This is a genomic window from Bilophila wadsworthia ATCC 49260 (assembly GCF_000701705.1).
Lineage (GTDB): Bacteria > Desulfobacterota > Desulfovibrionia > Desulfovibrionales > Desulfovibrionaceae > Bilophila > Bilophila wadsworthia.
The window spans coordinates 1-7,544 of record NZ_JNJP01000125.1 but is presented as its reverse complement, the minus strand read 5'-3'; the positions used below and the strand labels follow the sequence as shown (position 1 = coordinate 7,544).

Sequence of the window (7,544 nt, the reverse complement as noted above, 5' to 3'; positions counted from 1 at the left end):
TCTGGAGAAAGGTTCCCTCTCCCCTCCCCCAAGCCCCCTCCTCTCTCCCTCCCAAGACTTTCGACTGGTGGGGAGGAAGCACGAAGGGAGTTTCCTCAAACACATTTTGTTATGGCGATGAAGCGGCCTTGCCGTTTCATCGCCATGCCACATAAAGCCCGATTCCGGGCGAAAGAAACACCCATCACCCGCCCCGGCTCACAACGTGCCGGGTCAAGGGGCGGCTCGCCCCTTGCGGGTACAGGGCGGAGCCCTGTCCGCCGGAGGCCCCATCCCCTCATGTCCATCCTCACCGTCCGCCAACTGACCGCACAAATCAAGGATGCCGTGGAAAGCGGCTTTCCCTACGTCTGGGTGCGCGGCGAGGTCACGAACGTATCCCGGCCCTCGTCCGGGCACATCTATTTTTCCCTGAAGGATGAAAACGCCCTGCTCCAGGCCGTCTGGTTCAAAGGCAGCCAGAAAGAGCGCGAAACGTTCGATCCCCTGACCGGAGAAGTGTTCGAGGACGGCCCGCGGATGAGCCTCGCCGGGACGCTGAGAAACGGCCAGCAGGTCATCTGCGCGGGACGCCTTACCGTATACGCTCCGCGCGGCGGCTATCAGCTTGTGGTCGAACTCGCGCAGGACAGCGGCGAAGGGCAGCTCCATCTGGCGCTGGAAGCCCTCAAGCGCAAGCTGGCGGAGAAAGGCTATTTCAGCCTCGAACGCAAACGCCCCATCCCCGAACACCCGCACCGCGTCGCCGTGATCACAGCCCCCTCCGGAGCCGCCATCCGGGATTTCCTGCGGCTGTCCGGAGAGCGCGGTACCGGCTGCGAAATCCGCATCCACCCCGTCCCCGTGCAGGGCGACGACGCCCCACCCCGCATCGCGGAGGCGCTGGACGACGAAAACCGGCGCGGTTGGGCCGACGTGCTTGTGCTCATCCGGGGCGGGGGCTCGCTTCAGGACCTGTGGGCCTTCAACGACGAACGCGTGGCAGGTGCCGTGTACCGCTCACGCATCCCGATAGTGGCGGGCATCGGCCACGAAGTCGACACCTCCATCGCCGATATGGTCGCGGACCTGCGTGCCGCGACGCCAAGCCACGCCGCGCAGCTTCTCTGGCCGGAACGCCAGTGGTATGCGCAGCTCGTGGACGATCTGGAAGCGAACCTGCTGGAAGCCGCCGAGCGGCGCCTTTCCCAAGCCGATCAGCGGTTGGACACGCTTGGCAGGGCTCTGGCGTGGCTTTCGCCGGAACGCGGCCTTGCCCGGCTTGAGGAGCGGTTCGGCACCCTTGCCCGCCGGTTGGATTTCGCGCTGGAACAGAAGCTGGAACGGACTGATGCACGGCTGCGTTTTCTGGAAGCCGGAATGTCCCGCTACGCGGAATCCCGTGTGCTGGATACGCGGCTGGAGCAAACGGCGGCCCTGACCCGCCGCCTGCGGCAGGCGCAAGCCCTGCGGCTTGAGCAGATCGGGGGACGGCTGGACACGGCCTCTTCCCGGCTGGAAGAACGCTTTGCCCGGCAGTTCGAAGGGCTGGAGCGCCAGCTGGAACGCCACGATCTGCGGCTTCGCGGACTCGACCCCGAAGGGCCGCTGGAGCGGGGCTATGCCTATGCTTTTACGGCGGACGGCCATTTCGTCCGCAGCATTCTGGATGTGCAGCCCGGCGCATCCCTGACCGTCAAAATCCGCGACGGCGAAGCGGATACCCGCGTAACCGCCGTCCGCGCAACTGGAGAGTCCCATGATATCCCGTAACTGCCGGATCGCGTTGCTGGCCGTGTGCCTGACGTTGCTTCTGTGCGGCGGCGCGCTGGCCGCATCGCTGACCATCCATGCCCCGGAGGAAGCCAAACAGGGTTCCGCCGTCAAAGTCCGCGTCGTCATTGACGAGCAGCTGCCCCAGCTCACCTTCACGTGGCTGGGCAAAAACATTGCCGCGCCCACGGTGGCGGACGGCGGGCACCGCATCGCCGAAGCCCTGCTTCCCGTGCCCGTCAACGCCGACAAGGATCTGATCGTACAGGCCACCGCCGGGACGCTGACCGGAAAGGCCACCGTGAAAGTCCTCAAGGTGAAATGGCCCGAGCAGCAGATTTCGGTCAAGAAAACCTTCGTGAACCCACCCAAGGAAGCCATGAAGCGCATCGACGCCGAACGCAAAAAATCCAGCGAGGCCATCAACCGCGTGACGCCGGAACGCTACTGGCGCGGCGAATTCCAGCGCCCCGTTCCCGGTGTGGTGACCAGCGCCTTCGGCGGCAGGCGGATGTTCAACGGCGAACTCCGCTCCTACCATCGCGGCGTCGATCTGCGCGGTGCGGAAGGCACGCCGATCAAGGCTGTGGCCGACGGCAAGGTGACCATCGCTCAGAACATGTATTTTGCGGGGAATACCGTCTACCTCGATCACGGGCAAGGCGTCGTCAGCTCCTATGCGCACATGTCCCGCCTCGATGTGAAACCGGGTGAGATGGTCAAGGCCGGACAGCAAATCGGCCTCGTGGGTGCGACCGGGCGCGTGACCGGCCCGCACCTGCATCTTGGGGTCAATATCCTCGGCGTCGCCGTCGATCCCCTTTCCCTTGTCCCCAAACAATAGGAGCCCGCATGGCCGCCAAGAAAACCCCGTCCTTCGAGGATCGGCTGCGCCGACTTCAAGAAGTCGTCGCCTCGCTGGAAAACGGCGAACTTCCGCTTGAGGACAGCGTTCGCTTGTACAAGGAAGGGCTGACGCTCTCCCGCTCCTGCCGCGAGCAGTTGGAAAAAGCCCGCAACGAAGTCCGCCTTCTCACCGAGGAAGGTCTGGAGCCTTTTGACGAAAAGAAGCTTGACGAGGAAGGGGAATAGGACCGGAGGAGGGAACTTTTTGTAAAAAAAGCTCCCTCCCGCCTCCCCCCGCAAAACTCCGGCCGATGGGGAGTCCGCGCAGCAGAAATGCCGCCGGGCGCAAACCGGACAACCATGAGGATTGGCGAAAAAGATATAAGGCTCCGGCGAGCGGGGACAAACCGGAAGGTACTGACAAAAGGCCTTTGCTGTGTTCTTCTTTTTCCTCTTCCCGCGTGCCCGATCCCTGTCCCCGCTGCTCACAAACCCCTTGGAACCAGAGAACGGAAGACACTGGAAGCGATGCGGACGCTTTCATGCCGTCAGGATGATTTCCCGCCCGAGAAACCACATAAAGGACCCATTCATGAGCACCCCTTACGATTCCCAGCAGGTCAAGACGATCCTCGCCGAACGCGGCGCGCAGGTGGAGGCATATCTTCAGCACTGCCTCGACGCCATTCCCATGCAGGGACGACTCAAGGAAGCCATGTATTACAGCCTCCTCGCGGGCGGCAAGCGCCTCCGTCCGGTGCTGTGCCTGTCCACCGCCGCCCTGTTCGGCCTGAGCGCCGAAGCGGTGATGCCCTTCGCCGCCTCGCTGGAAATGATCCACACGTACTCCCTCATCCACGACGATCTGCCCGCGATGGATGATGACGATCTGCGCCGTGGCCGCCCCTCCTGCCACAAGGCCTTCGATGAAGCCACCGCCATCCTTGCGGGCGACGCCCTGCTGACCGACGCCTTCGGGTTTATGGCCTCCACCGTAAAGGATCTTCCCGCCGGGCGGGTGCTCGAGGCTCTGGCGTCCGTCTCCTCCGCCGCCGGTTCCGCGGGCATGGTCGGCGGACAGATCCTCGATATGGACTGCACCGGGAAAACGGACGTACCCCTGGAAACCCTGCAAACGCTCCATGCCCTCAAGACCGGAGCCATGTTCCGCGTGGCCTGCGTCAGCGGCGGCCTCCTCGCCGGAGCCTCGGAACCCGATATTGCCAGCCTGCGCGCCTACGGCGAAGCGCTCGGCGTCACCTTCCAGATCGTCGACGACATCCTTGATGAGACCGCCGATACCGCCACGCTCGGAAAGCCCGCCGGAAGCGATGCCGAAATGGGCAAGACCACATATCCTTCACTCATGGGGCTCGACCGCAGCCGCGAATTGGCGCAGGAGTTCGCCGAGAAAGCCGTCGACAGCCTGAGCGCCTTCTCCGGACAGGACGCCGCATTCCTCAAGGGGCTCGCGCTCATGTTGGTGACGCGCAACAAATAAAGCCACTGAAAAACCGATGGAGCGAAGCATCCCCGATCCCGCATCGGGGAGCACCGCTCTCCGCAAGGTCCGTTTGCCAATTCGATAAGGCGGAGCTATACAGGGAGTTCCGCATACCACAAAGCAGGCGCCCCGCGCCCAAGCCCCGGCAACCTGCCCAGACCACAGGAACGCACTCTTCATGAACGAAACGGATAGTACCCTTCCTCCCCTTCTCGCCCGCATCACGCACCCTTCCATGGTGGCGGACCTGTCCCTCGCCGACAAGCAGATCCTGGCGACGGAACTGCGCCAGACCATTATCCGCACGGTTGCCGCCAACGGAGGGCATCTGGCCCCCTCGCTCGGCGTCGTCGAGCTGACGCTCGCGCTCCTTTCCGTATTCGACCCTGAGGAAGACAAGCTCGTCTGGGATGTGGGGCACCAGAGCTACGCATGGAAGCTGCTGACCGGAAGGTCGGAAAACTTCCATACCTTGCGCCAGCTTGGAGGTATCAGCGGTTTTCCGAAAATCGAAGAAAGCCCGTTTGATCATTTCGGCGTCGGACACTCCTCGACATCCGTTTCCGCGGCTCTCGGCATGGCGATGGCTCGGGATCTGGCGGGAAAGAAAAACCATGTGCTCGCGGTCATCGGAGACGGCTCCCTCACCGGAGGGCTGGCCTTTGAAGGGCTGAACCAGGCGGGCGACATGGGCCGGCGCCTCATCGTGGTCCTGAACGACAACGAGATGTCGATCTCCCACAATGTCGGTGCGTTGTCCCTCTTCCTCAGCCGCAACATGGAACGCGGCTGGGCGCGCAGGGTACGCCGGGAAGTCAAGGACTGGCTCAAGTCCATCCCCGGCATTGGCGATGAAATGGCGGAATACGCCCATCGCACGCACCGCAGCCTCAAGACCGTATTCACGCCGGGTATGCTTTTCGAGGCCCTGCGCTTCAACTACATCGGTCCGGTGAACGGGCACAATATCGAGGAAGTGGAACGCCATCTGAGAATGGCGGCCTCCATCGACGATCAGCCGGTCCTGCTGCACGTGCTCACCCGCAAGGGGAAGGGGTACCCGCCCGCCGAGGCTCAGCCTTCCAAATTCCACGGGCTGGGCAAGTTCGACGTCGCCACAGGCCAGACGCAGCCCAAACCCGCCGGAGCTCCGCCGACCTATACAGACATTTTCGGCGAAACGCTTTGCCGGCTCGCCAAAGAGGACGACCGCATCGTGGCCGTGACCGCCGCCATGTCCAGCGGCACGGGAACGGGACATTTCAAATCACGTTTTCCCACCCGCTTCACGGACGTGGGCATCTGCGAACAGCACGCCGTCACCTTCGCGGCAGGCCTCGCCTCGCAAGGCTACCGTCCCTTTGTGGCGATCTACTCCACCTTCTCCCAGCGTGCCTATGACCAGATCATACACGATGTGTGCATTCAGAAGCTGCCCGTGACGCTTTGCCTTGACCGGGCGGGGCTGGTGGGCGAAGACGGCCCCACGCATCACGGGGCGTTCGATCTTTCGTTCCTCCGCCACATTCCGAACATCAAGATACTCGCTCCCCGCGACGAACCCGAACTGCAGGCCGCGTTGATCACGTCCCTGAACCTCGGTCAGCCGCTGGTTATCCGCTATCCCCGCGGCTCAGCTCCCGGCCGCCCCCTGCCCAACGCCGAACCGCTGATTTCCCTGCCGCCCCTTCCCCTCGGCGAAGGCGAACTGCTCCGCGAAGGTACGGACGCCGTGGTTATTGCGGTAGGAAGCATGGTGGTCGCGGCACAGAACGCCGCCGAAAGGCTTTTCACCGAAACGGGCCGCAGCGTGGCCGTATTCGACGCCCGCTGGATCAAGCCTCTGCCTGAAAAGCAGCTTCTCGATCTGGTAGCCCGTTTCGACCGCATACTGTTCGCCGAGGAAAACGCCCTTGCCGGAGGTTTTTCTTCCGCCGTGCTGGAACTCCTCGTCGACAACGGAACCCTGCGCGGGCAACGCATCAAGCGCATCGGCCTGCCCGACGCTTTTGTGGAGCACGGCACGCAAGCCCAGCTCCGCCACCGCCTTGGCCTTGATGACGAGGGCGTCTATTTGACATTGAAGGCGTTGATGGAAGAAAAATAGATATATTGGAGTGGAGAGGGGAGAAGGCTCCGTTCTTCAGAAGGGGTTCTTCCCCCCTCCCCCGGTCTTCATCAACACTCCGTCACCATCCGTCGTTATGCATACGCCGCCGGGGAATTGAAAAACCTTCCGGCTGCGGGAGGAGACGGCGGCTTCATCCAAGCGGAACAGCGTTTCGGACTGCGCCTGTCCGCGCCCGAAGCGGTGGAACAAACCGGCATATACGCGCAGGCGCGCCGCACGCGGCAACGAGACAAAGGCAGCACGCGGCAACAGGAGGCTGCCGTTTTCCTCCCGGAGCTGCGCGAACACTGGGGCAAGCACCTCGTTCCAATAGTGTTCGTCCTCACGGGCAAGCTCCCAAAGCGTGCGCGTGGAGCGGGAAAAAGAAGGGTTTTCAGCCTTCAACAGCGGAATGACATGATTGCGCATACGGTTGCGCCGGAAGGCATCGCTCCGGTTCGAGGCGTCTTCGATCCAGTCCACGCCGAGAGAGCGGAGAAAAGCCTCCAGTTCCGCCCGTGGCGTCCCAAGCAAAGGGCGTAGGAGACGCCGGGCCGGATCCACGGCCTTCATGCCGCCAAGTCCGGGCCAGCCGGAACCGCGCACAAGCCGCATCAGCACATCCTCACTCAAATCATCAAGATGATGGCCGGTAACAACCCACTCCGCGCGTTCAGACAAGAGCGCCGAATCAAAAAACGCGTACCGGGCACGCCGTCCCGCGTCTTCAAGGCCGATCCCTTCCGAACGCGCCAGCGCCTCCACATCCACGCGCCGCACCATGCAGGGCACGCCGAGCCGTTCCGCGAAGCGCCGCGCGGACTCCGCCTCCTCCCCGCTTTCCGGGCGAAGCCGATGATCGAGGTGCGCCAACACGAGGGATACGCCGAGGCAACGCAGGATCACGGCCAGCGCCGTGGAATCCGCGCCGCCCGAAAAGGCCACGATGACATGGTGCGGAGATACGCCGCACGTCTCTTTCAGAAAACGCCCGACCGCCATGCACAACCGAGCCCCGGCGGGCGGTAAATCCTGCATCCGGCACGGAAGAGCGTCTTTCCTCTCTGTCATCGTCATTTTGCCTGCCACGTAACATTCCATCAAAACGGCTTCATCCCATACAACTGTCACTTATGAACCGGCTTTTGCTCGGAGCGTCCCCTGCCTGCGGTTCCTCCGGAGGAACCGCAGCGCGCATCAACGACCACTCCAGCCGTTGTTTCCACATGGCTCCTCTTCAAACAACCAGCCATCAAACTTTCCCGTCTTTTCGAACAGGGATTCGATACGCGTAAAAGTCTTTGCGGGAGGGGATGGGGGCGTGGGGGAAGG

The 7,544-nt window shown here is 63.0% G+C and carries 6 protein-coding genes; 5 read left to right on the top strand and 1 reads right to left on the bottom strand.

What is annotated here, in order from left to right; genetic code table 11:
• Window positions 1-279: 279 nt before the first annotated feature.
• The 5 genes from xseA (at window position 280) to dxs (ending at window position 6,209) form a co-directional block, all read left to right on the top strand.
• Window positions 280-1,752 carry an exodeoxyribonuclease VII large subunit gene (gene xseA, locus T370_RS0120420; RefSeq protein ID WP_029436833.1) on the top strand — a complete coding sequence of 491 codons (1,473 nt, stop codon included), beginning with the start codon at window positions 280-282 and terminating at the stop codon, window positions 1,750-1,752.
• Window positions 1,739-2,596, top strand: a complete 858-nt coding sequence (locus tag T370_RS0120415; protein WP_029436832.1) for a M23 family metallopeptidase — start codon at window positions 1,739-1,741, stop codon at window positions 2,594-2,596. Before xseA ends, T370_RS0120415 begins: the two co-directional genes overlap by 14 nt.
• 8 nt (window positions 2,597-2,604) lie before the next feature.
• On the top strand, window positions 2,605-2,844 hold the full coding sequence (locus T370_RS0120410) for an exodeoxyribonuclease VII small subunit (protein ID WP_009733579.1): 240 nt from the start codon (window positions 2,605-2,607) through the stop codon (window positions 2,842-2,844).
• A 346-nt stretch (window positions 2,845-3,190) separates the two neighbouring features.
• Complete coding sequence (locus tag T370_RS0120405) at window positions 3,191-4,099, top strand: polyprenyl synthetase family protein (RefSeq protein WP_009733578.1); 909 nt, start codon at window positions 3,191-3,193, stop codon at window positions 4,097-4,099.
• Between the two features lie 181 nt (window positions 4,100-4,280).
• Window positions 4,281-6,209 (top strand): 1-deoxy-D-xylulose-5-phosphate synthase, encoded by a 1,929-nt coding sequence (dxs, locus tag T370_RS0120400; protein ID WP_005025425.1) that lies wholly within the window; start codon window positions 4,281-4,283, stop codon window positions 6,207-6,209.
• 36 nt (window positions 6,210-6,245) lie between these two features.
• On the opposite strand, the gene tilS is transcribed toward dxs, so the two are convergent.
• Window positions 6,246-7,301 (bottom strand): tRNA lysidine(34) synthetase TilS, encoded by a 1,056-nt coding sequence (gene tilS / locus T370_RS0120395; protein ID WP_248604298.1) that lies wholly within the window; start codon window positions 7,299-7,301, stop codon window positions 6,246-6,248.
• Window positions 7,302-7,544: the final 243 nt, after the last annotated feature.

Coding starts and splice junctions, on each gene's coding strand:
- xseA (WP_029436833.1), top strand. CDS start 280: ATGTCCATCCTCACCGTCCGCCAACTGACCGCACAAATCAAGGATGCC.
- T370_RS0120415 (WP_029436832.1), top strand. CDS start 1,739: ATGATATCCCGTAACTGCCGGATCGCGTTGCTGGCCGTGTGCCTGACG.
- T370_RS0120410 (WP_009733579.1), top strand. CDS start 2,605: ATGGCCGCCAAGAAAACCCCGTCCTTCGAGGATCGGCTGCGCCGACTT.
- T370_RS0120405 (WP_009733578.1), top strand. CDS start 3,191: ATGAGCACCCCTTACGATTCCCAGCAGGTCAAGACGATCCTCGCCGAA.
- dxs (WP_005025425.1), top strand. CDS start 4,281: ATGAACGAAACGGATAGTACCCTTCCTCCCCTTCTCGCCCGCATCACG.